The following is a 23,199-nucleotide window of genomic DNA, read 5'->3' as shown; positions in this document are numbered from 1 at the left end:
AGGTTTATGTTGAGGTAGTCCGGTGATTGATGACGATGGCTACCGCCCGAATGTAGGGATAGTAATTTGTAACCGCCAGGGGCAGGTCATGTGGGCCCGGCGATTTGGTCAGCACTCCTGGCAATTCCCACAAGGTGGGATCAACGCAGGAGAGACAGCAGAGCAGGCGATGTACCGGGAACTCTTTGAAGAAGTGGGTCTCAGTCGTAAAGATGTACGGATCCTTGCTTCTACTCGTAACTGGTTGCGTTACAAGTTACCGAAACGTTTGGTGCGTTGGGACACAAAGCCGGTTTGTATCGGCCAGAAACAAAAATGGTTTCTTCTGCAATTGGTCAGCAGCGATGCTGAAATCAATATGCAAACCAGCAGTACACCTGAGTTCGACGGCTGGCGCTGGGTGAGTTACTGGTATCCGGTTCGACAGGTGGTGTCATTTAAACGCGATGTCTATCGCAGGGTGATGAAAGAATTCGCAAGTGTTGTCATGGCGCTTCAGGAGAGCACTCCTAAACCGCAAAGCGCACCTGCGTACAGACGTAAAAGAGGTTAAGCTACGCAAATTATGCTCACCCGCCTGCGCGAAATAGTCGAAAAGGTGGCCAGTGCTCCGCGTCTGAACGAAGCGCTGAATATACTGGTTACCGACATCTGTCTTGCGATGGATACAGAGGTCTGTTCGGTTTATCTGGCCGATCACGATCGACGTTGTTATTACCTCATGGCGACCCGGGGACTAAAAAAACCACGTGGTCGCACTGTCGCACTCGCGTTTGATGAAGGTATCGTTGGCCTGGTTGGCAGGCTGGCGGAACCTATCAACCTCGCCGATGCGCAAAAACATCCCAGCTTCAAATACATTCCTTCGGTAAAAGAAGAGCGTTTTCGTGCATTCTTAGGCGTACCGATCATTCAGCGTCGCCAGCTTTTAGGTGTGCTGGTGGTGCAGCAGCGTGAACTGCGTCAGTACGATGAAAGTGAAGAGTCTTTCCTCGTCACGCTCGCCACGCAAATGGCGGCCATACTTTCGCAGTCGCAGCTAAACGCGCTGTTCGGCCAGTACCGTCAAACGCGCATCCGTGCGCTGCCTGCCGCTCCTGGTGTGGCAATAGCCGAAGGTTGGCAGGATGCGACGCTGCCGTTGATGGAACAGGTCTACCAGGCTTCAACGCTGGATCCTGTGCTTGAACGCGAGCGACTGACCGGTGCGCTGGAAGAAGCGGCGAACGAATTCCGCCGCTACAGCAAGCGTTTTACCGCTGGGGCGCAGAAAGAAACGGCGGCGATCTTTGATCTTTACTCGCACTTGCTTTCCGATACCCGTCTGCGCCGCGAGCTGTTTGCGGAAGTGGATAACGGTTCGGTGGCCGAGTGGGCGGTTAAAACGATCATTGAAAAGTTTGCCGAACAGTTCGCCGCGCTGAGCGATAACTACCTCAAAGAGCGGGCCGGAGATTTACGCGCGCTGGGCCAGCGTCTGCTGTTCCACCTTGATGACTCTATCCAGGGGCCGAATGCCTGGCCGGAACGCTTTGTGCTGGTGGCGGATGAACTTTCAGCAACCACGCTGGCGGAGCTTCCTCAGGACCGGTTAGTTGGCGTGGTTGTCCGGGACGGCGCAGCCAACTCTCATGCGGCAATTATGGTGCGTGCGCTGGGTATCCCTACCGTTATGGGGGCCGATATCCAGCCGTCGGTGCTGCATCGCCGTACGCTGGTGGTGGACGGTTATCGTGGTGAACTGCTGGTCGATCCGGAACCGGTATTGATCCAGGAATACCAGCGTCTTATCAGTGAAGAAATTGAGCTGAGCCGCCTGGCGGAAGACGACGTCAACCAGCCAGCACAGCTGAAAAGCGGCGAGCGCGTGAAGGTGATGCTCAATGCGGGCCTCAGCCCGGAACATGAAGAAAAGCTGGGTAGCCGAATCGACGGCATTGGCCTGTATCGCACCGAAATTCCGTTCATGCTGCAAAGCGGATTTCCTTCGGAAGAAGAACAGGTTGCGCAGTATCAGGGTATGCTGCAAATGTTTAACGACAAGCCGGTGACCCTGCGTACGCTGGATGTCGGCGCCGATAAACAGCTGCCCTATATGCCGATCAGTGAAGAGAACCCCTGCCTTGGCTGGCGAGGGATCCGCATAACGCTCGATCAGCCGGAGATCTTTTTGATCCAGGTTCGCGCTATGCTGCGTGCGAATGCGGCAACCGGAAACCTGAGCATTTTGCTGCCGATGGTAACCAGCATCGATGAAGTGGACGAAGCGCGACGTTTGATTGAACGCGCCGGACGCGAAGTGGAGGAGATGATCGGTTACGAGATCCCGAAACCGCGCATTGGCATCATGCTGGAAGTTCCGTCGATGGTGTTCATGCTGCCGCATCTGACAAACCGGATAGACTTTATCTCGGTTGGAACCAACGACCTTACCCAGTACATACTGGCCGTCGATCGTAACAACACACGGGTAGCCAGCATTTATGACAGCCTGCATCCGGGGATGTTGCGTGCGCTGGCGATGATTGCGCAGGAAGCCGAAAGAAGCGGTATCGATTTGCGCCTGTGTGGTGAAATGGCGGGCGACCCGATGTGCGTGGCTATTCTGATCGGTCTCGGTTTCCGTCATTTGTCGATGAACGGTCGTTCTGTCGCTCGCGTAAAATATCTGCTGCGTCATATCGATTTTGATGAGGCGCAAACGCTGGCGCAGCGCAGCCTGGAGGCACAGATGGCAACAGAAGTACGCCATCAGGTAGCGGCCTTCATGGAGCGTCGTGGCATGGGGGGCTTGATTCGCGGGGGATTGTAGGTCTGACAAGCGTAGCGCTATCAGGTATTACGGGGGATAGAGATTACCTATACAGATCTTTTACATCTTCCCGGCATCCGCTTCTAACCCCTTGTGCTATCATTCGCACCTTTGGAGCGCCTGCATTATGCAGGCGCGCTTATCAATTGCTGTCTGACTTCAGCGAAATAACAAGAACTTGTGGTGACAGATGACCAGTAGCTATCTGCATTTTCCGGATTTCGATCCGGTCATTTTCTCAATCGGACCCGTCGCGCTTCACTGGTACGGCTTAATGTATTTGGTGGGGTTTATTTTCGCGATGTGGCTGGCGACGCGCCGCGCGAATCGTCCGGGCAGTGGCTGGACCAAAAATGAAGTAGAAAACTTACTGTATGCGGGCTTCCTCGGGGTTTTCCTCGGTGGGCGTATTGGTTACGTACTGTTCTATAACTTCCCGTTATTCCTCGATAATCCCCTGTATCTGTTCCGCGTCTGGGACGGCGGTATGTCCTTCCACGGTGGACTTATCGGTGTGATCCTGGTGATGATTATCTTCGCCAAACGCACTAAGCGTTCGTTCTTCCAGGTTTCTGATTTCATTGCCCCGCTGATTCCCTTTGGCCTTGGTGCAGGGCGTCTGGGCAATTTTATCAACGGTGAGCTGTGGGGACGCGTTGACCCGAACTTCAAGTACGCCATGCTGTTCCCGGGCTCCCGTACCGAAGATATTTTACTGCTGCAAACTAACCCGCAATGGCAGTCTATTTTTGATACCTACGGCTCGCTGCCACGCCACGCCTCACAGCTTTATGAGATGGCGTTGGAAGGCGTTGTGCTGTTTATTATTCTGAACTTGTACATTCGCAAACCGCGCCCGATGGGCTCGGTATCCGGTCTGTTCCTGATTGGTTATGGCGCGTTTCGTATTATTGTTGAATTCTTCCGCCAGCCGGATGCGCAGTTTACCGGCACCTGGGTACAGTACATCAGCATGGGGCAGATCCTCTCTATCCCGATGATTGTCGCAGGCATTATTATGATGGTTTGGGCGTACCGCCGCAGCCCACAGCAACACGTTTCCTGAGGAACCATGAAACAGTATTTAGAACTGATGCAAAAAGTGCTGGATGAAGGCACACAGAAAAACGACCGTACCGGAACCGGAACGCTTTCCATTTTTGGTCATCAGATGCGTTTTAATCTGCAGGAAGGGTTCCCGCTGGTTACGACTAAACGCTGCCATTTACGCTCGATCATTCATGAGCTGCTGTGGTTCTTGCAGGGTGATACTAACGTTTCCTACCTGCATGAAAACAACGTCTCAATCTGGGACGAATGGGCGGATGAAAACGGTAATTTAGGCCCGGTTTATGGCAAACAATGGCGCGCGTGGCCTACGCCAGATGGTCGCCATATCGACCAGATCACCACCGTGCTAAACCAGCTGAAAAATGATCCGGACTCTCGCCGCATCATCGTTTCAGCATGGAACGTCGGCGAGCTGGATAAAATGGCGCTGGCACCGTGCCATGCGTTCTTCCAGTTCTACGTGGCGGATGGCAAGCTCTCCTGCCAGCTGTATCAGCGTTCGTGCGATGTGTTCCTCGGCCTGCCGTTTAACATTGCCAGCTACGCTTTGCTGGTACACATGATGGCGCAGCAGTGCGATCTGGAAGTGGGTGATTTTGTCTGGACCGGCGGCGACACGCACCTGTACAGCAACCATATGGATCAAACTCATCTGCAGCTTAGCCGTGAACCGCGCGCGCTGCCGAAACTGGTTATCAAACGTAAGCCTGAATCAATCTTTGACTATCGCTTCGAAGACTTCGAAATTGAAGGCTACGATCCGCACCCGGGTATTAAAGCACCGGTAGCTATCTAACCTGTTTCATGCTGTCACAACCGACGCCCATGTGCGTCGGTTTTTTTTGTCTCAAATCGCGTTCTTCGGCGTGGATTCCTGAAATATTGCAACGGCCTGTAACGCGCTAAATATTCCCCATAGCTCGCCGTAGAAACCGAATTTCCCGCTCGTTATTCATTTTCCTCACGCCATACTGGCGACATGAAAAAACAACAAGGTTACACGCTTCTTGAAACCCTGATTGCGATGCTGATTGTCGCGGCGCTTGGTGCATCTGGGCTGTATGGTTGGCAGCGCTGGCAGCAGCAACAGCGGCTGTGGCAGACCGCCTGCCAGGTGCGGGACTACCTGCTGCAACTGCGTGAAGATGCTAACTGGCGTAACCGCGATCACGTGATAAGCGTGATTCGGGATGGCACATCATGGTGTTTTGTCAGCTCTGCGGCTTCGCAAACCACGTGCCGACCCGTTTCGTCTTTGGTTTTTACACCGCCCTGGGACGACGTCGAAATGGCAGAGATAACACCTTCACTGGCCTTTTTTGGACTGCGCAATACGGCATGGGCCGGACATATACGCCTGAAAAATGCGACTGGGGAATGGCGCGTGGTGGTGTCTGGCTGGGGGCGAATCAGGCTTTGCGAGCGTGATGAGGCCAGATTATGTCAGTAAATGAACGGGGATTTTCACTGCTGGAGATGCTCATTGCCATGGCGATTAGCAGTATTTTATTGCTTAGCTCAGCACGATTTTTACCGGCGCTACAGCGAGAGATTCTGCGTAACACGCGCCAGTTAGTACTGGAAGATGAAATATGGCAGCGGGTCTACACCGTGGCGAAGCATCTTCAGCGGGCGGGGTATTGCCGGGGAAACTGTGTCGGAGAGGGACTGGTGATATCGGCTAAGGGAGACTGTGTTATTGCCCGCTGGGATGCCAACAGCAATGGCGTTTGGGAAAGCGGTCCCGTGAAAGAGGATGATTCTATAGGGTTTCGTTTACAGGACAAGGTGTTGGAAACCGTGCGTGGAGCCACCGGCTGCACTGGCAAAGGATGGGACAAAATGACCGATCCGGCCACGATGCAGATTGAGGTATTCCAGGTTGAAAGGCTGAAATTCAGCGGATATTCCCCGCTTCTTACGCTGCGTTTGCGTGGAGTGAGCAATGACGAACCACAAAAAGTTGTTGAAGCGGTCTACAGCGTTACGGGATTCAACCTGTGAACCGTGAGCGAGGCGTATCTTCTCTGGCAATGGTCCTGTTGCTGCTGGTGCTCGGTAGTCTGCTGCTGCAAGGTGTTAGCAGACAGGAGGCCAGTTTTGCTGCGCGTGTGGTCACACAAAGTCAGGCGCTGCAGCGTCAGGCGGTAGTGCAATCCGCGATGGAATGGGGGCGTACGCAGCCCTGGCGCTTACAACCCGCCGTACAGTGTCGGCGCGATCCCACGCAGGATGCCGCGGTTTGCCTGCGCCTGCTTACCAATAATTTTGTTCTGCTTATTGCCCACTATGAAGGGATATCGTTATGGCGTCAGGGGGGGATTATTGATGGCAACATAGAATTCTCGGCGCGTGGCTGGAGCGATTTTTGTCCGCTAAAGGAGCAGACGTTATGCCAGATCCCCTGAACAGACAGCGTGGCTTTAGTCTGCCGGAAGTGATGCTGGCAATGGTACTAATGATCATGATTGTGACCGCGTTGTCAGGATACCAGCGGGTGCTAATGAACAGCTTTATCATCAGAAACCAGTATCAGCAACTCTGGCGCCACGCCTGGCAGCAAACCCAGCTGTACCCGTTTTCATCGCCTGTGAACTGGCAGGTTAACCGAATGCAGACAACGAGAGCGGGATGTGTCAGCATCAACGTTATAATTTCTTCACCCCTCGGCAGGCAGGGTCAGATGACGCGTCTGCATTGCCCGAATCGTCAGTAGTCAGGAGTCGCTATGTTAAGGGTCTACCACTCCAACCGTCTGGATGTGCTGGAAGCGTTAATGGAATTTATCGTTGAGCGCGAGCGGCTGGACGACCCCTTTGAACCTGAGATGATCCTGGTTCAAAGTACCGGTATGGCGCAGTGGCTACAAATGACTCTTGCACAGAAGTTTAGTATTGCCGCCAATATCGATTTTCCGCTGCCCGCGAGTTTTATCTGGGATATGTTTGTGCGCGTGCTGCCGGATATCCCGAAAGAGAGTGCGTTCAGCAAACAGAGCATGAGCTGGAAGTTGATGACGCTGTTGCCACAATTGCTGGATAGCGATGACTTCGCATTGCTACGCCACTATCTGACGGACGACACTGATAAACGTAAGCTTTTTCAGCTTTCCTCGCGCGCGGCTGACCTTTTCGATCAGTATTTAGTCTACCGCCCTGACTGGTTGACCCAGTGGGAAGCGGGGCGACAGGTTGAGGGACTTGGCGAGTCTCAGGCCTGGCAGGCACCGTTGTGGAAAGCGCTGGTGGAATACACCGCGGAATTGGGCCAGCCGCGCTGGCATCGTGCCAATTTATACCAACGATTTATTCAGACGTTGGAAAACGCGTCCGAGTGCCCGCAGGGACTGCCTTCTCGGGTCTTTATTTGCGGTATTTCGGCGCTACCGCCGGTTTACCTGCAGGCCTTGCAGGCGCTGGGTAAGCACATTGATATTCATCTGCTGTTTACCAACCCTTGTCGCTACTACTGGGGGGATATTAAAGATCCGGCCTGGCTGGCGAAGCTGATGGCACGTCAGCGTCGGCACAGCTTTGAAGAACGGCATCTGCTGCTGTTTCGTGATAATCAGAAAGCCGAAGGATTATTTAACAGCGATGGCGAACAGGATGTGGGCAACCCGATGCTGGCCTCGTGGGGCAAGCTGGGGCGTGATTACATTTATTTGCTTTCGGAGCTGGAAAACAGTCAGGAAATGGATGCGTTTGTCGACATTACGCCTGACAACCTTTTGCATAATATTCAATCGGATATTCTGGAACTTGAAAGTCATGCCGTGGCGGGCGTTACGCTGGAAGAATATTCCCGTAGCGACAATAAACGCCGGCTTGAGCTGAACGACACCAGCGTGACTTTCCATGTCTGCCATAGCCCACAGCGCGAGGTGGAAATTCTTCATGACCGGCTTTTGGCCATGCTGGAAGCGGACCCAACGCTGACACCGCGCGATATTATCGTGATGGTGGCGGACATCGACAGCTACAGCCCATTCATTCAGTCGGTCTTTGGTAGCGCGCCAGCCGAGCGTTACTTACCTTATGCGATATCTGACCGTCGGGCACGCCAGTCTCATCCCGTCTTACAGGCCTTTATCAGCCTGCTGTCGCTGCCGGATAGCCGTTTTGTCTCAGAGGATGTCCTGGCGTTACTGGATGTTCCCGTGCTGGCGGCGCGTTTCAACATTGATGAAGAAGGGTTGCGCTATCTTCGTTTATGGGTCAATGAATCCGGGATTCGTTGGGGAATTGACGACGATAACGTGCGTGAACTGGAACTTCCACCTACAGGTCAGCATACTTGGCAATTTGGTTTAACGCGTATGCTGCTCGGCTACGCGATGGAAAGCTCGCAGGGCGAGTGGCAATCGGTATTGCCTTACGATGAGTCCAGCGGCCTGATTGCCGAGCTGGTAGGGCATTTGGCCTCGTTGCTGATGCAGCTTAATCTCTGGCGTAGAGGGTTGGCGCAGGAACGACCGCTGGAAGAGTGGCTACCCGTTTGTCGGGAAATGCTTAATGATTTCTTCCTACCGGACGCGGACACCGAAGCGGCAATGACGCTGATTGAACAGCAGTGGCAGGCCATTATTACCGAAGGTTTAGGGGCTGAGTACGGCGATGCTATACCGCTCTCTCTGTTGCGTGATGAGCTAGCCCAGCGCCTTGACCAGGAACGCATCAGCCAGCGCTTCCTGGCGGGGCCCGTTAACATTTGTACGCTGATGCCGATGCGCTCCATTCCGTTCAAAGTGGTGTGCCTGCTGGGTATGAACGATGGGGTTTATCCGCGTCAACTTGCGCCGCTGGGCTTTGATTTAATGAGCCAAAAACCGATGCGGGGCGATCGCAGTCGTCGCGATGATGACCGCTATTTGTTCCTCGAAGCATTAATTTCGGCACAGCAGACGCTCTACATCAGCTACATTGGCCGCTCTATTCAGGATAACAGCGAGCGCTTCCCGTCGGTGCTGGTGCAAGAACTGATGGACTACATTGGACAAAGCCATTATCTGCCGGGCGATGAATCGTTGACCTGCGATCAAAGCGAGGCAAGGGTAAAAGCGCATATAACCCGTTTGCATACCCGTATGCCCTTTGATGCACAAAACTATTTGCCGGGCGAACAGCAAAGCTATGCCCGGGAATGGCTGCCTGCGGCGAGTCTGTCAGGAAAAGCGCACACGGATTTTGTGCAGCCTCTTCCCTTTGAAATGCCAGAAACGCTAACGCTGGAAACGCTGCAGCGATTTTGGGCACATCCGGTACGCGCCTTTTTCCAGATGCGTTTAAGGGTCAACTTCCACTCTGAAGAGAGTGAGATCCCGGATACGGAACCTTTCACTCTTGAAGGGTTAACCCGCTACCAGCTTAATCAGCAATTGCTTAATACGCTGGTTGAAGAGAACGATGCTGAACGACTGTTCCGCCGTTTTCGTGCGGCGGGCGCGCTACCCTATGGGCCGTTTGGCGAAATTCTGTGGGATACGCAGCGTCAGGAAATGCAGTCGCTGGCTGAACGCATTATCGCCTGTCGTCAGCCCTGTCAGAGCATGGAAATCGATCTTAACTGTCACGGCGTGCAAATCACCGGTTGGCTGCCGCAGGTGCAAGAGGACGGTTTGTTGCGCTGGCGCCCATCTTTGATAAGCATTGCGCAGGGTGTGCAACTTTGGCTGGAACATCTTGTCTATTGTGCCAGTGGCGGTAGGGGAGAGAGCCGATTGTTCCTGCGTAAAGACGGAGAATGGCGTTTTCCGCCGCTGGATGCAGAACAGGCGCTGCTGTACCTGTCGCAACTCATTGAGGGGTATCGGGAAGGCATGTCGTCACCGTTGCTGGTATTACCCGAAAGCGGTGGTGTATGGATAAAAACCTGTTATGACGCCGCAAATGATGCCATGTTAGATGACGATGCAACGTTGCAAAAAGCGCGCAGTAAGTTTCTGCAAGCCTATGAAGGCAACATGATGGTACGTGGCGAAGGTGATGATATCTGGTATCAGCGTCTTTGGCGTCAACTGGATGCTGATACGCAGGAGGCTATTGTTTTACAGTCTCAGCGCTACCTGTTACCGATTTTTCGCTTTAATCAGTCATGATGATTGTATAAAAATTGCGCAATTCGATGGCTTCCACTATGATGCGCATTCTGTCACGGACTGATTCTTACAAAGAGAAGATGCTGATTTGTTCAGCACAAAGTCTTGCCCTGTTCAGGCCACGTATTGATACGTGGTTTGCAGTGAACAGGTGAATACGTTAATGATGAGGTTTGTGAATGCCCCGCAGCACCTGGTTCAGCGCATTATTGTTGTTCGTCGCCCTTTGGGTTCCCGTAAGTCAGGCAGATACCGGTTGGCAGCCTTTAGCTGAAACCATCCGTAAAAGCGATAAAGACACCCGTCAGTATCAGGCCGTGCGCCTTGATAACGGCATGGTTGTGCTGCTGGTATCCGATCCTCAGGCCGTGAAATCCCTTTCTGCACTGGTAGTCCCCGTGGGCTCGCTGGAAGATCCGGACGATCATCAGGGGCTGGCGCACTATCTCGAACACATGTGTCTGATGGGCTCGAAAAAATACCCACAGCCGGACAGCCTGGCTGAATTCCTGAAAATGCACGGCGGTAGCCACAATGCCAGCACTGCGCCTTATCGTACGGCCTTCTATCTTGAAGTCGAAAACGACGCGCTGGTGGGGGCGGTGGATCGCCTGGCGGATGCTATTGCCGATCCATTGCTGGATAAAAAATATGCCGACCGCGAGCGTAACGCGGTTAACTCCGAGCTGACACTGGCGCGTACCCGAGACGGGATGCGTATGGCGCAGGTGAGCGCTGAGACGATCAACCCGGCGCACCCAGGTTCGCGTTTCTCTGGCGGGAATCTTGAGACATTAAGCGATAAACCGGGCAACCCGGTGCTGCAAGCATTACAAAAATTTCATGAAAAGTACTACTCTGCGAACCTGATGAAGGCGGTGATTTATAGCAATAAACCGCTGCCAGAGCTGGCGCGGATAGCGGCTGACACCTTTGGGCGCGTACCGAACAGGAATATCGCAAAGCCTGAGATTACCGTCCCGGTCGTCACTGATGCGCAAAAGGGCATCATCATCCACTATGTTCCGGCAATGCCGCGTAAAGTATTGCGCGTCGAGTTTCGTATCGATAACAACAGCGCGCAGTTCCGCAGTAAAACCGATGAACTGGTGACCTACCTGATTGGCAATCGTAGCCCGGGCACGTTGTCTGACTGGCTGCAAAAGCAGGGCCTGGTTGAAGGTATTCGCGCAGACTCCGATCCGGTGGTCAACGGGAACAGCGGCGTATTAGCCATTTCCGCGACGTTAACCGACAAGGGGCTGGCGAACCGCGATGAAGTTGTCGCAGCAATCTTTAGCTACCTCAATTTGTTACGCGAGAAAGGTGTCGATAAACGCTATTTTGACGAGCTGGCGCACGTGCTGGATCTCGATTTCCGTTATCCCTCCATCACCCGTGATATGGACTATGTGGAATGGCTGGCTGATACCATGATCCGCGTTCCTGTCGAGCATACGCTGGATGCGGTGAATATAGCTGATCAGTACGATGCGAAAGCCGTTGAGCAACGTCTGGCAATGATGACGCCGCAGAATGCGCGTATCTGGTATATCAGCGCGAAAGAGCCACATAATAAAACCGCTTATTTTGTCGATGCGCCTTACCAGGTGGATAAAATCAGCGACAAAACCTTTGCCGACTGGCAGCAAAAAGCGCAGGGCATTGCGCTGTCGTTACCGGAGTTGAACCCCTACATTCCGGATGATTTCACGCTGATTAAGACGGATAAAAAATACGCTCATCCTGAGCTGATCGTTGATGAGCCGGATTTACGCGTGGTGTATGCCCCGAGCCAGTATTTTGCCAGCGAGCCGAAGGCTGACGTCAGCGTGATCCTGCGTAACCCGAAAGCCATGGACAGCGCCCGCAACCAGGTCTTATTCGCACTTAACGATTACCTGGCAGGGATTGCGCTCGATCAGTTAAGTAACCAGGCATCGGTAGGTGGAATTGGTTTCTCTACCAACGCTAACAATGGGTTGATGCTTAACGCCAACGGCTACACCCAACGTTTGCCGCAGCTTTTTCAGGCGCTGCTGAGTGGCTATTTCAGCTATACCTCAACGGACGAACAGCTGGAACAGGCGAAATCCTGGTATGCCCAGATGATGGATTCCGCAGAAAAGGGTAAAGCTTACGATCAGGCTATTATGCCGGTGCAGATGCTTTCTCAGGTGCCGTACTTCTCCCGCGACGAGCGCCGTAAGCTGCTGCCTTCCATCACCCTGAAAGAGGTGATGACCTACCGCGACGCCTTAAAAACCGGTGCGCGACCTGAATTCCTGGTCATTGGCAATATGAGCGAAGCTCAGACGACGAGCATGGCGCGGGATATCCAAAAACAGCTTGGTGCGAACGGGTCACAGTGGTGTCGCAACAAAGATGTGGTTGTGGACAAGAAGCAGTCCGTCATCTTCGAAAAAGCAGGCAGCAGCACGGATTCAGCGCTGGCCGCGGTATTTGTGCCAACCGGATACGATGAATACGCCAGTTCAGCCTACAGCGCTATGTTAGGTCAGATTGTTCAGCCGTGGTTCTACAATCAGCTGCGTACTGAAGAACAGTTAGGCTACGCCGTATTTGCTTTCCCGATGAGCGTTGGCCGTCAGTGGGGAATGGGGTTCCTGCTGCAAAGCAGTGATAAGCAGCCGTCTTACCTCTGGGAGCGTTATAAAGCGTTCTTCCCGACGGCGGAAGCGAAGCTGCGGGCGATGAAACCTGAAGAGTTCGCGCAAATTCAGCAGGCGATTATTGCGCAAATGCTACAGGCGCCGCAAACGCTGGGGGCAGAAGCCTCACAGTTAAGCAAAGATTTTGATCGCGGCAATATGCGCTTCGATTCACGTGATAAAATAGTGGCTCAGATTAAACTGCTGACGCCGCAAAAACTTGCCGACTTCTTCCATCAGGCGGTGGTTGAGCCGCAAGGCATGGCGATATTGTCACAGGTTTCCGGCAGTCAGAATGGGAAAGCAGAATATGTGCACCCGGAAGGCTGGAAAGTGTGGCAGACCGTCAGCGCGTTGCAGCAAACCTTACCCCTGATGAGTGATAAGAATGAATGATGCCGCTGAGTCCCTTGATCCACTGCGCTTGCCCCTGACGGGCGAGCGCCTGATTGAAGCCTCTGCGGGCACCGGTAAAACCTTTACCATCGCCGCCCTGTATTTACGTTTACTGCTTGGACTGGGCGGCTCTGCCGCCTTTCCTCGTCCTCTGACCGTCGAAGAACTGCTGGTGGTTACCTTCACCGAGGCGGCTACCGAAGAGTTGCGTGGTCGAATTCGTAGCAATATTCATGAACTGCGAATTGCCTGCCTGCGTGAAACCACCGACAACCCGCTATATGCCCGTTTGTTAGATGAAATTGCCGATAAAAAACAGGCCGCGCAGTGGCTGCTATTGGCTGAAAGACAGATGGATGAAGCGGCGGTGTTTACCATCCACGGCTTTTGTCAGCGTATGCTCAGTCTCAATGCCTTTGAGTCAGGCATGCTGTTCGAACAGCAGCTGATAGAAGATGAATCGCTGCTGCGCTATCAGGCCTGCGCGGACTTCTGGCGTCGGCACTGCTACCCGCTGCCTCGCGACATTGCGCAGGTGGTTTTTGAAACGTGGAAAGGACCGCAAGCGCTTCTGAGAGATATCGATCGCTATCTGCAGGGGGAAGCGCCGGTTATCAAGGCGCCACCGTCTGATGACGAAACGCTGGCCTCCCGGCATGAACAAATTCTCGCGCGCATTAACCAGATCAAGCAGCAATGGCGTGATTCTGTTGATGAGCTGGATGGCCTGATGGAAGCCTCCGGAATTGACCGGCGTAAATTTAATCGCGGTAATCAGGGCAAGTGGATCGAAAAGATCAGCGCGTGGGCGCAGGAAGAAACACAAAGTTACCAGCTTCCTGACGCGCTGGAGAAATTCTCACAGCGTTTTCTGGAAGAGCGCACCAAAGCGGGCGGGATAACCCCTCAGCACCCGCTGTTTGTCGCTATTGATGAACTGCTTAGCGAACCGTTAACTCTCCGCGATCTGGTGATCACCCGGGCGCTGGCGGAGATCCGCTCGGCAGTTGCCGAGGAAAAACGTCGCCGCGGCGAGCTGGGTTTTGACGATATGCTCAGCCGTCTGGATGCGGCGTTGCGCAGTGAAAGCGGCGATGCGCTGGCGACGGCTATTCGTACTCGTTTCCCGGTCGCCATGATCGATGAATTCCAGGATACCGATCCGCAGCAGTACCGTATTTTTCGTCGGATCTGGCAGCATCAGCCGGATACCGCACTGCTGCTAATTGGTGATCCGAAACAGGCAATTTACGCGTTTCGCGGCGCGGATATCTTCACCTATATGAAGGCGCGCAGCGAAGTCAGCGCACACTATACGCTCGATACCAACTGGCGTTCGGCCCCCGGCATGGTCAATAGCGTGAATACGCTTTTCAGCCAGATGGACGACGCCTTTATGTTCCGCGAAATCCCTTTCAGCCCGGTAAAATCCGCAGAAAAAAACCAGGCGTTACGGTTTGTTTTGCACGGCGAAACGCAGCCAGCTATGAGTATGTGGCTGATGGAAGGAGAAAGTTGCGGCGTAGGCGATTATCAGAGCTACATGGCCCAGGTGTGCGCCACACAAATTCGCGACTGGCTTAAAGCCGGGCATTCTGGCGCAGCGCAACTGGTCAGTGGCAAAGCATCCAGCCCGGTACGCGCGTCAGATATCAGCGTACTGGTGCGTAGCCGCCAGGAGGCGGCGCTGGTCCGTGATGCGCTGACGCAACTGGCCATTCCCTCTGTCTACCTCTCCAACCGTGACAGCGTATTTGAAACACTGGAAGCGCAGGAGTTGCTATGGGTGCTGCAGGCGGTGATGACGCCGGAACGTGAGAACACGTTGCGTAGCGCGCTGGCGACCTCAATGATGGGTCTGAATGCGCAGGATATTGAAGCGTTAAATACCGACGAGAATGCCTGGGATGCGGTGGTCGAAGAATTCGACGGCTATCGTCAGATCTGGCATAAACGCGGCGTGATGCCGATGCTACGTGCGCTGATGACGGCTCGCCAGATTGCAGAGAACCTGCTGGCGACGGCGGGAGGCGAACGTCGACTGACCGACATTTTACATATCTGCGAACTGTTGCAGGAAGCGGGCTCGCAGCTGGAAAGCGAGCATGCGCTGGTGCGCTGGTTGTCCCAGCATATTCTTGAACCCGACAGCAACGCGTCCAGCCAGCAGCTCAGGCTGGAAAGCGACAAGCATCTGGTCAAAATCGTCACCATCCATAAATCGAAAGGGCTGGAGTATCCGCTGGTCTGGCTGCCGTTTATCACCAATTTCCGCGTTCAGGATCAGGCTTTCTACCACGATCGTAGCTCTTTTGAAGCCGTGCTGGATCTCAGCGATGCTGAGGAGAGCGTTGAGCTAGCCGAAGCAGAGCGTCTGGCGGAAGATCTGCGTTTGCTGTATGTCGCGCTAACCCGTTCGGTATGGCATTGCAGCCTTGGCGTTGCGCCGTTGGTACGACGTCGGGGCGATAAAAAAGGGGATACCGATGTGCATCAGAGCGCGCTTGGTCGCCTGTTGCAAAAAGGTGAGCCGATGGATGCCGTGGGTCTGCGTAGCGCGATTGAAGCGCTTTGTAGCAACGATATTGCTTGCCAGACTCCCGCGCAGCCTGACGGTGAACCCTGGCAGGTTGCGCAGGCTGTTAGCAGCGAACTGAGTGCGAAAATACTGCAGCGTAAGCCCGGTGATAGCTGGCGCGTGACCAGTTATTCCGGTTTGCAACAGCGTGGACAGGGTATCGCGCAGGATCTGATCCCAAGACTGGATATCGATGCCGCAGGCGTCGGTGAGGTTATTGAAGAACTAGGACTCACACCGCACCAGTTCCCGCGTGGCGCTTCGCCGGGTACGTTCTTGCATAGCCTGTTTGAAGACCTCGATTTTACGCAACCGGTGGATCCGCATTGGGTCGAGGAGCAACTGGCGTTGGGCGGTTATGACGCGCACTGGACGCCGGTTTTGACCGAATGGCTGGACGCCATTTTGCAGGCGCCTCTCAACGAGACGGGCGTGAGTTTGAGCCAGCTATCCGCGCGTGAAAAACAGGTGGAGATGGAGTTTTATCTGCCGATTTCGCAGCCGTTGATGGCCAACCAGCTTGATGCGTTAATTCGCCAATACGATCCGCTCTCGGCGGGGTGCCCTGCGTTGGACTTTATGCAGGTTCGCGGCATGCTGAAAGGTTTTATTGACCTGGTATTCCGCCACCAGGGGCGTTATTACCTGCTCGATTACAAATCGAACTGGCTGGGCGAAGACAGCTCCGCCTATACGCAGCAGGCGATGGCCTCTGCCATGCAGGCGCATCGCTACGACCTTCAATACCAACTTTATACCCTCGCGCTGCATCGCTACTTACGCCATCGCATTGCTGATTACGATTATGAACACCATTTTGGCGGCGTTATCTATCTCTTCCTGCGCGGCGTTGACAGTGAAAATCCGCAGCAGGGAATTTACGCGACCCGACCTGACGGAGAGTTGATTGCGTTGATGGACGAGATGTTTGCCGGTGCGGTGCAGGAGACGATGCTATGACAATCCAGAAACGATTTCTGGAGGCTGTTGAGCAAAAACAGCTCCGGCCTCTGGATGCTCAGTTCGCGCTGGCGGTTGCCGGAAGTGACAACCCTGCCGTTGCGCTGGCTGCGGCGTTGCTCAGTCGTGAAGCGGGAGAAGGGCACGTCTGCTTACCGCTTTCACGGTTATCTCTGAGCGAGGACGCGCATCCTCTGTTAAGCGCCTGGCTAGCTGAAACGGGCGAGCCAGAAGACTGGGCGGAATGTCTGCTGGCTTCCAGTGCGGTAAGCCGTGGCGAGCAACCCACGCCGCTGGTGCTGTACGGCGATCGCTTGTATCTGAACCGGATGTGGCACAACGAACGTAAGGTAGCTCGCTTTTTCAGTGAAGTGAACCACGCCATTGAAGTGGATGAACAACGGTTGACCCACACGCTGGCGGCGCTGTTTCCGCCATCGGAGGGGGTTAACTGGCAAAAAGTAGCCGCTGCTGTTGCGCTCACCCGCCGGATATCGGTGATCTCCGGCGGACCGGGGACGGGAAAAACGACAACGGTCGCAAGGCTGCTGGCGGCGTTGATTCAAATGGCAGACGGTGAGCGTTGTCGTATTCGACTGGCGGCGCCAACGGGAAAAGCGGCTGCGCGCCTGACCGCCTCACTGGGCGCGGCGTTACGAGAGCTACCGCTAACCGATGAGCAAAAGAAACGCATCCCCGATGACGCCAGTACGCTGCATCGATTATTAGGCGCTCAGCCTGGCAGTCAGCGCCTGCGTCATCATGCGGGAAACCCGCTGCATTTGGATGTGCTGGTGGTGGATGAAGCCTCGATGATTGATTTGCCGATGATGTCGCGCCTTATCGATGCGCTGCCGCCGCACGGACGGGTGATTTTTCTGGGCGATCGCGACCAGCTCGCTTCCGTCGAAGCGGGGGCCGTGCTGGGGGATATCTGTGCTTTCGTTGGTGACGGGTTTACCCCGGAACGCGCCCGCCAGCTCAGTCGCCTGACCGGGAGCGCTATTCCTGCCGGTTCGGGAATTCAGGCAGCAGCGTTGCGCGACAGTCTGTGCCTGCTGCAAAAGAGCTACCGTTTCGGCAGCGATTCCGGAATCGGTCAGTTGGCTGCGGCAATTAATCGCGGCGACAAAACTGCGATAAAAACGGTGTTCCAGCAGGGATTTAGCGACATCGAAAAACGCACGCTACACAGCAGCGAGGATTATGCCGCGATGCTGGATGAGGCGCTGTCGGGATATGGGCACTACCTGGATTTGCTGCACGAGGGTGCCGAGCCGGGGGCTGTCATTCAGGCCTTCAATGAGTATCAACTGCTATGCGCCCTGCGGGAAGGTCCGTTTGGCGTTAGTGGTTTGAATGAACGCATTGAGCAGGTGATGGCGCAAAAACGTAAAATTCATCGTTCGACCCATAGCCGCTGGTATGAGGGAAGGCCGGTGATGATCGCGCGCAATGACAGTTCGCTGGGATTATTTAACGGTGATATCGGCGTTGCCCTCGACCGTGGACAGGGCCTGAGGGTGTGGTTTGCGCTGCCGGATGGTTCTATCAAATCGGTGCAGCCCAGCCGCTTGCCTGAACATGAAACCACCTGGGCAATGACGGTGCACAAATCGCAGGGATCTGAGTTTGATCACGCGGCGTTGATTTTACCCAGCCAACATTCACCCGTGGTTACCCGCGAGCTGGTCTATACCGCCGTTACCCGCGCGCGTCGCCGCCTGTCGCTGTATGCCGATGAGCGGATATTGAGCCGCGCCATTGCCACCCGCACTGAACGTCGCAGCGGGCTGTCAGCATTATTTAATGACGGCATGATGTAGATGTAGGCCGGATAAGCGTCAGCGCCATCCGGCCTAAAAAAGATGTGCCAGCGATGTAGGCCGAATAAGGCAGTTATGCCGCATCCGGCAACCACTCCTATGCCAAATCCGCCATCAGCACTTTTGACCGCCGCTGATAGTTGTACATCTCTTTCTTGCTTTCCGGCAGCAGGTCGATATCCACCGGCGTGAAGCCGCGCTCCTGGAACCAGTGGATGCTGCGTGTGGTTAACACAAACAGCTTGCTCAACCCCATTTGCCGGGCCTGCGCGGCGATTCGTTCCAGCAACACTTCCCCGCGTGACGAGCTACGGTAGTCCGGATGCACTGCTACACACGCCATTTCGCCAATCCTCTCTTCCGGGAAAGGGTACAGAGCGGCACAGGCGATGGTCAGGTTATCACGCTGAATAATCGTGAATTTGTCGATCTCCATTTCCAACTGCTCGCGCGAGCGGCGCACCAGAATACCTTGCTGCTCCAGCGGGCGGATAAGCTCCAGAATCCCGCCGATATCGTTAATGGTAGCGCGACGGATCTGCTCGGCGCTTTCCATTACGATCTGCGTACCGATCCCGTCGCGGGAGAACAGTTCCTGCAGCAATGCACCATCTTCCTGATAGCTGATCAGGTGGCAACGGCGTACGCCACTGCGACAGGCCTTCACTGCCCCGCGCAGGAAGCGCACCGTGCCGGAGCTGTAATCGCCTTTCTCTTCCTGCAACTCAACGCGAGCCTGAGCTTCGTTAGGAAACAGCTCGGAAATAATATCGCCGTCATCGTTGGTGACACCCTGAGAGGAGCAAAAGCCGATCATTTTCTCGGCCTTCAGTTTGATAGCCAACTGCGTGGCGACCTCTTCTGACGTCAGGTTAAAGCTCTCACCGGTGACGGAAACGGCGACCGGGCCCATCAGCACAATTGCGCCGCTGTCTAACTGGCGGTGAATGGCATCTTCATCAATACGACGAATACGCCCGCTATGGCAGTAATCTACGCCGTCATCAACGCCCAGCGGCTGAGAGATAATAAAATTACCGCTGACCACATTGATGTGAGCACCCTGCAATGGCGTATTATTCAGGCTCATCGACAGGCGGGCGGTAATATCAAGCTGAAGTAAACCCGCAGCCTGTTTGACCAGCTCCAGCGTTTTAGCGTCGGTAACGCGCGTATTTTTGTGGTACACCGGCTCATGATGATGCGCCGCAAGATTGGCATCAATCTGCGGTCGTGCGCCATAGACCACGACCAGGCGGATGCCGAGGCTATGAAGAAGACCAATGTCATTGACGATACTGGAAAAGTTTTCATGCTCGATGGCTTCGCCGCCCAGCATAATGACAAACGTTTTTCCCCGATGGGTATTGATATAGGGAACAGAATGGCGGAATCCCTGTACCAGTTCGGTTCTACGCTCCTTCACCACGGCACACCCTCATTGCATGATTATTCGTAATTTGTGTATTTTTATTCTGTTTTTGCGCTATGCGCAAGCGTAATTTTTACCCATGCCGAAGATTTTTCTCAGTAATGCCGTGAATATAAAAAGAATGTTTACCCTTTTATAGATGACAGATTATGCGTCATTCGCTAAAGTTTCCGGTCAATTCGGACGTTTTACGTATTACCTCTAAAAAAGATTTCTTTGCTCGGGAGAAGCATGTCGGGATCCAATTCAGCAATCAGTCGCCGCCGTTTATTGAAAGGTGCGGGTGCTATGTGGCTTTTGAGCGTCAGCCAGGTGGGTCTGGCGGCCGTGAGTCAGGTCGTTGCCGTACGTATCTGGCCTGCGTCCAGCTACACTCGCGTCACGGTAGAATCTAACCGTCTGCTGAAATACAAACAGTTTGCCCTGAGTAATCCTGAGCGTGTGGTTGTGGATATTGAAGACGTTAATTTGAACTCGGTGCTCAAGGGTATTGGGACGCAGATTCGTCCTGACGATCCGTATATTAAGTCGGCGCGCGTTGGCCAGTTTGATCCAAAGACCGTGCGGATGGTGTTCGAGCTGAAACAGAATGTGAAGCCGCAACTTTTCGCGCTGGCTCCGGTGGCAGGCTTTAAAGAACGTCTGGTGATGGATCTCTATCCAGCGAATGCCCAGGACGTTCAGGATCCGCTGCTGGCATTGCTGGAAGATTACAACAAGGGCGATCTGGATAAACAGGTGCCACCTGCACAAAGTGGCCCGCAGCCGGGTAAAGCGGGGCGCGATCGTCCCATTGTCATTATGCTGGATCCAGGCCACGGCGGAGAAGACTCCGGTGCGGTGGGGAAATACAAGACGCGTGAAAAGGATGTGGTGCTGCAGATTGCCCGCCGCCTGCGAGCCCTCATAGAGAAAGAGGGCAACATGAAGGTCTTTATGACACGAAATGAAGATATCTTCATTCCGCTTAAAGTCCGCGTGGCGAAAGCGCAGAAGCAGCGTGCTGACCTGTTTGTCTCTATTCACGCCGATGCCTTTACCAGTCGACAACCCAGCGGTTCGTCGGTGTTTGCGCTCTCGACCAAAGGTGCGACAAGTACCGCCGCGAAATATCTGGCGCAGACCCAGAACGCATCGGATCTCATTGGTGGCGTCAGTAAGAGCGGTGACCGCTATGTCGACCACACCATGTTCGACATGGTGCAGTCGCTGACCATCGCCGACAGTCTGAAGTTTGGTAAAGCGGTATTGAGTAAGCTTGGCAAAATCAACAATCTGCACAAGAACCAGGTTGAACAGGCCGGGTTTGCGGTACTAAAAGCTCCGGATATCCCGTCTATTCTGGTCGAAACGGCATTTATCAGTAACGTTGAGGAAGAGCGCAAACTCAAAACGGCGACCTTCCAGCAGGAAGTTGCAGAGTCGATTCTGGCAGGGATTAAAGCCTACTTTGCCGATGGGGCGACGCTGGCGAGAAGGGGATAACAAAAAAGCGCTGAAAAGCGCTTTTTTTATGGGCGGCAGAAACAAAAAAACACCCGTTGAGGTGTTTAATGTGTTGGTTGCGGAGGCCGGATTTGAACCGACGACCTTCGGGTTATGAGCCCGACGAGCTACCAGGCTGCTCCACCCCGCGTCACCGTACTGCTTATATTTTATCAAATTTGATTGGTTGCGGGGGCCGGATTTGAACCGACGACCTTCGGGTTATGAGCCCGACGAGCTACCAGGCTGCTCCACCCCGCGTCCGTCTTTTTGCTTCGTATTTCAAACCACATCAGCGTTGGCTTTCCTCGTTCACCTCAGTCACTTACTGGAGTAAGCTCCTAAGGATTCACTGCGTCGCCGCCTTGCTGTGATTCGAACTACTTTGCAAAAATCTTACATCAAATTTTAATTGGTTGCGGGGGCCAGATTTGAACTGACGACCTTCGGGTTATGAGCCCGACGAGCTACCAGGCTGCTCCACCCCGCGTCCGTGGATGCGCACTATACTCTGCTCGCATTTTCATGCAACCCTTTTTTCACCTTGATCACGTTTTTAGGGTGAAAATGAACAAAAACAACGCATTCTGGATTATTTTTTGCTCAAAATTTGCGTTCGGGTATGTATACGCATTTCATTAGGTTCGGGGGTTTGTTATCTTCGTCTCGCATTCAGGCAACATAAGACGAGAACAATGAAAGGACGTTGGGCAAAATATCTTCTGGCGGGAGCTGTAGTCGCGATGCTCGCCGCGTGTTCCTCAAAACCCACCGATCGTGGGCAGCAGTATAAAGACGGGAAATTTACCCAGCCTTTCTCACTGGTGAACCAGCCTGATGCGGTTGGCGCGCCAATCAATGCCGGAGATTTCGCCGAGCAGGTTAATCAAATTCGCAGCGCTTCGCCACGTTTGTACGGCAACCAGAGCGACGTCTACAACGCTATCCAGCAATGGTTACGTGCGGGCGGTGATACGCGCAGTATGCGCCAGTTTGGTATTGATGCCTGGCAAATGGAAGGGGCGGACAACTACGGTAACGTCCAGTTTACCGGTTACTACACACCGGTTATCCAGGCGCGCCATACGCGCCAGGGCGAGTTTCAGTATCCTATCTATCGCATGCCGCCAAAACGTGGGCGCTTACCCTCTCGTGCCGAGATCTACGCGGGCGCGCTAAGCGACAATTATATTCTGGCATACAGCAACTCCCTGATGGATAACTTCATTATGGATGTTCAGGGCAGTGGTTACATCGATTTTGGCGATGGCAGCCCGCTCAACTTCTTTAGCTATGCCGGGAAAAACGGCCACGCCTATCGCAGTATCGGTAAAGTGCTTATCGACCGTGGCGAAGTGAAAAAAGAAGATATGTCGATGCAGGCTATTCGCCACTGGGGTGAAACGCACAGCGAAGCCGAAGTGCGTGAGCTGCTGGAGCAGAACCCATCGTTTGTCTTCTTTAAACCGCAATCTTTTGCTCCGGTGAAAGGGGCCAGCGCGGTGCCGCTGATTGGCCGCGCGTCCGTAGCTTCTGACCGTAGTATCATTCCTGCGGGCACAACGTTACTGGCGGAAGTCCCGTTACTGGACAATAACGGCAAGTTTACCGGCCAGTACGAACTGCGCCTGATGGTGGCGTTAGATGTGGGTGGGGCTATTAAAGGGCAACACTTCGACATCTATCAGGGTATTGGCGCTGACGCCGGACACCGTGCCGGGTGGTATAATCACTACGGTCGCGTATGGGTACTAAAAACAGCGCCGGGTGCGGGTAACGTGTTCAGCGGTTAATGGCGGGATGGCACTTCGCTTATCAAGCCTACATTATTGAGTAGGCCTGATAAGGCGTAGCCGACATCAGGCAGTCA

General features: G+C 54.1%; 15 protein-coding genes and 3 tRNA genes. 14 read left to right on the top strand and 4 right to left on the bottom strand.

Going from position 1 to position 23,199, the window contains the following annotated elements; translation table 11 throughout:
• The first annotated feature begins 22 nt into the window (after positions 1–22).
• From rppH to recD, 12 genes are all read left to right on the top strand, one after another.
• Positions 23–553, top strand: coding sequence for an RNA pyrophosphohydrolase (gene rppH / locus ACHHZ7_RS05505; RefSeq protein WP_003825602.1), 531 nt, complete (start codon positions 23–25; stop codon positions 551–553).
• Between the two features lie 12 nt (positions 554–565).
• Positions 566–2,812: a phosphoenolpyruvate--protein phosphotransferase gene (gene ptsP, locus ACHHZ7_RS05500; RefSeq protein WP_003825604.1), complete on the top strand. Its 2,247-nt coding sequence runs from the start codon at positions 566–568 to the stop codon at positions 2,810–2,812.
• Positions 2,813–3,002: 190 nt separating this feature from the next.
• Positions 3,003–3,878: a prolipoprotein diacylglyceryl transferase gene (gene lgt / locus ACHHZ7_RS05495; RefSeq protein WP_003825606.1), complete on the top strand. Its 876-nt coding sequence runs from the start codon at positions 3,003–3,005 to the stop codon at positions 3,876–3,878.
• A gap of 6 nt (positions 3,879–3,884) precedes the next feature.
• On the top strand, positions 3,885–4,679 hold the full coding sequence (thyA, locus tag ACHHZ7_RS05490) for a thymidylate synthase (RefSeq protein WP_060683296.1): 795 nt from the start codon (positions 3,885–3,887) through the stop codon (positions 4,677–4,679).
• Positions 4,680–4,862: 183 nt separating this feature from the next.
• Positions 4,863–5,333 carry a prepilin peptidase-dependent protein gene (locus ACHHZ7_RS05485; RefSeq protein ID WP_060683297.1) on the top strand — a complete coding sequence of 157 codons (471 nt, stop codon included), beginning with the start codon at positions 4,863–4,865 and terminating at the stop codon, positions 5,331–5,333.
• Positions 5,324–5,887 (top strand): prepilin peptidase-dependent protein, encoded by a 564-nt coding sequence (locus ACHHZ7_RS05480; protein ID WP_060683298.1) that lies wholly within the window; start codon positions 5,324–5,326, stop codon positions 5,885–5,887. Before ACHHZ7_RS05485 ends, ACHHZ7_RS05480 begins: the two co-directional genes overlap by 10 nt.
• On the top strand, positions 5,884–6,291 hold the full coding sequence (locus ACHHZ7_RS05475; protein ID WP_060683299.1) for a DUF2509 family protein: 408 nt from the start codon (positions 5,884–5,886) through the stop codon (positions 6,289–6,291). Before ACHHZ7_RS05480 ends, ACHHZ7_RS05475 begins: the two co-directional genes overlap by 4 nt.
• Positions 6,276–6,599 carry a prepilin-type N-terminal cleavage/methylation domain-containing protein gene (locus ACHHZ7_RS05470; RefSeq protein WP_008785708.1) on the top strand — a complete coding sequence of 108 codons (324 nt, stop codon included), beginning with the start codon at positions 6,276–6,278 and terminating at the stop codon, positions 6,597–6,599. The genes ACHHZ7_RS05475 and ACHHZ7_RS05470 overlap by 16 nt, the downstream gene beginning before the upstream one ends.
• A gap of 12 nt (positions 6,600–6,611) precedes the next feature.
• Entirely contained in the window at positions 6,612–9,980 is a 3,369-nt protein-coding gene (recC, locus tag ACHHZ7_RS05465; protein ID WP_060683300.1) for an exodeoxyribonuclease V subunit gamma, read from the top strand.
• Positions 9,981–10,159: 179 nt separating this feature from the next.
• Positions 10,160–13,048 carry a pitrilysin gene (ptrA, locus tag ACHHZ7_RS05460; protein ID WP_032944851.1) on the top strand — a complete coding sequence of 963 codons (2,889 nt, stop codon included), beginning with the start codon at positions 10,160–10,162 and terminating at the stop codon, positions 13,046–13,048.
• Positions 13,041–16,586 carry an exodeoxyribonuclease V subunit beta gene (recB, locus tag ACHHZ7_RS05455; RefSeq protein ID WP_060683301.1) on the top strand — a complete coding sequence of 1,182 codons (3,546 nt, stop codon included), beginning with the start codon at positions 13,041–13,043 and terminating at the stop codon, positions 16,584–16,586. Before ptrA ends, recB begins: the two co-directional genes overlap by 8 nt.
• Positions 16,583–18,412, top strand: coding sequence for an exodeoxyribonuclease V subunit alpha (gene recD / locus ACHHZ7_RS05450; RefSeq protein ID WP_060683302.1), 1,830 nt, complete (start codon positions 16,583–16,585; stop codon positions 18,410–18,412). Before recB ends, recD begins: the two co-directional genes overlap by 4 nt.
• 97 nt (positions 18,413–18,509) lie before the next feature.
• On the opposite strand, the gene argA is transcribed toward recD, so the two are convergent.
• On the bottom strand, positions 18,510–19,841 hold the full coding sequence (gene argA, locus ACHHZ7_RS05445) for an amino-acid N-acetyltransferase (RefSeq protein WP_003034012.1): 1,332 nt from the start codon (positions 19,839–19,841) through the stop codon (positions 18,510–18,512).
• A gap of 234 nt (positions 19,842–20,075) precedes the next feature.
• Between argA and amiC the strand changes: the two genes are divergently transcribed.
• Entirely contained in the window at positions 20,076–21,329 is a 1,254-nt protein-coding gene (gene amiC / locus ACHHZ7_RS05440; protein ID WP_048215635.1) for an N-acetylmuramoyl-L-alanine amidase AmiC, read from the top strand.
• A gap of 74 nt (positions 21,330–21,403) precedes the next feature.
• Here amiC and ACHHZ7_RS05435 read toward each other — a convergent pair.
• The 3 genes from ACHHZ7_RS05435 to ACHHZ7_RS05425 form a co-directional block, all read right to left on the bottom strand.
• Positions 21,404–21,480: transfer RNA gene (locus ACHHZ7_RS05435), tRNA-Met, on the bottom strand.
• A 33-nt stretch (positions 21,481–21,513) separates the two neighbouring features.
• Positions 21,514–21,590, bottom strand: a tRNA-Met gene (locus ACHHZ7_RS05430).
• Positions 21,591–21,742: 152 nt separating this feature from the next.
• Positions 21,743–21,819 (bottom strand) — tRNA-Met (locus ACHHZ7_RS05425).
• A 205-nt stretch (positions 21,820–22,024) separates the two neighbouring features.
• On the opposite strand from ACHHZ7_RS05425, the gene mltA reads away from it, so the two are divergent.
• Positions 22,025–23,122 (top strand): murein transglycosylase A, encoded by a 1,098-nt coding sequence (gene mltA / locus ACHHZ7_RS05420; RefSeq protein WP_008785702.1) that lies wholly within the window; start codon positions 22,025–22,027, stop codon positions 23,120–23,122.
• Positions 23,123–23,199: the final 77 nt, after the last annotated feature.

Source organism: Citrobacter freundii complex sp. 2024EL-00216, assembly GCF_043945515.1.
GTDB classification, from domain to species: domain Bacteria; phylum Pseudomonadota; class Gammaproteobacteria; order Enterobacterales; family Enterobacteriaceae; genus Citrobacter; species Citrobacter portucalensis.
The sequence above is the reverse complement of the archived record's forward strand: the minus strand, read 5'-3'. Positions and strand labels throughout refer to the sequence as shown.

Bases quoted from the DNA above. Each gene is read 5' to 3' on its own strand.
- recB (WP_060683301.1), top strand. From the start codon at position 13,041: ATGAATGATGCCGCTGAGTCCCTTGATCCACTGCGCTTGCCCCTGACG.
- ACHHZ7_RS05480 (WP_060683298.1), top strand. From the start codon at position 5,324: ATGTCAGTAAATGAACGGGGATTTTCACTGCTGGAGATGCTCATTGCC.
- thyA (WP_060683296.1), top strand. From the start codon at position 3,885: ATGAAACAGTATTTAGAACTGATGCAAAAAGTGCTGGATGAAGGCACA.
- ACHHZ7_RS05470 (WP_008785708.1), top strand. From the start codon at position 6,276: ATGCCAGATCCCCTGAACAGACAGCGTGGCTTTAGTCTGCCGGAAGTG.
- amiC (WP_048215635.1), top strand. From the start codon at position 20,076: ATGTCGGGATCCAATTCAGCAATCAGTCGCCGCCGTTTATTGAAAGGT.
- ptrA (WP_032944851.1), top strand. From the start codon at position 10,160: ATGCCCCGCAGCACCTGGTTCAGCGCATTATTGTTGTTCGTCGCCCTT.
- recC (WP_060683300.1), top strand. From the start codon at position 6,612: ATGTTAAGGGTCTACCACTCCAACCGTCTGGATGTGCTGGAAGCGTTA.
- lgt (WP_003825606.1), top strand. From the start codon at position 3,003: ATGACCAGTAGCTATCTGCATTTTCCGGATTTCGATCCGGTCATTTTC.
- ACHHZ7_RS05485 (WP_060683297.1), top strand. From the start codon at position 4,863: ATGAAAAAACAACAAGGTTACACGCTTCTTGAAACCCTGATTGCGATG.
- recD (WP_060683302.1), top strand. From the start codon at position 16,583: ATGACAATCCAGAAACGATTTCTGGAGGCTGTTGAGCAAAAACAGCTC.
- ptsP (WP_003825604.1), top strand. From the start codon at position 566: ATGCTCACCCGCCTGCGCGAAATAGTCGAAAAGGTGGCCAGTGCTCCG.
- mltA (WP_008785702.1), top strand. From the start codon at position 22,025: ATGAAAGGACGTTGGGCAAAATATCTTCTGGCGGGAGCTGTAGTCGCG.